The organism is Bartonella taylorii 8TBB (genome assembly GCF_902825155.1).
Taxonomy (GTDB): domain Bacteria; phylum Pseudomonadota; class Alphaproteobacteria; order Rhizobiales; family Rhizobiaceae; genus Bartonella; species Bartonella taylorii_A.
On record NZ_CADEAG010000164.1, the window covers coordinates 1 to 416 of the forward strand.

The 416-nt window shown below is 39.7% G+C and carries 1 protein-coding gene; it reads right to left on the reverse strand.

Translation table 11 applies throughout. From position 1 onward, the window contains the following. Positions 1-102: 102 nt before the first annotated feature. Positions 103-416: EVE domain-containing protein (locus J7R13_RS09125; RefSeq protein ID WP_208438333.1), on the reverse strand; the 314-nt coding region annotated here is incomplete at its 5' end.

Sequence of the window (416 nt, forward strand, 5' to 3'; positions counted from 1 at the left end):
TAGCGCGAAGGAGATGGTACAACGCTTCTAGCACATATGCGTTTTAGAAGGATTTCTCTGTAATTCCTACCGTTTTTTCCGTGTTCGGTTGTGCTATATCCTTCACGAGTGCTGTTGTGAAATGGAATTGGGAGTAACGAGGAATGTTTCTTTAAGGTTGCCCATCAAACAGATTTCTTTCCATTCATCTTCTGACACGGGTTGTACTGATAAGCGAGAGGCATTAACTAGTACCATATTTTTCAGTTTTGGATTTGCTTTAATCTGTTTTAATGAAACAGGTGTTGGCATATCGCAGAGTGCACGGATATCTATACATTCCCAGCGTGGATCAGAAGACGTGGAATCAGGATGTGCTTCAGCACATATTTCTACAATGCCTACGATTTCTAATCCTTTATTTGAATGATAATAAA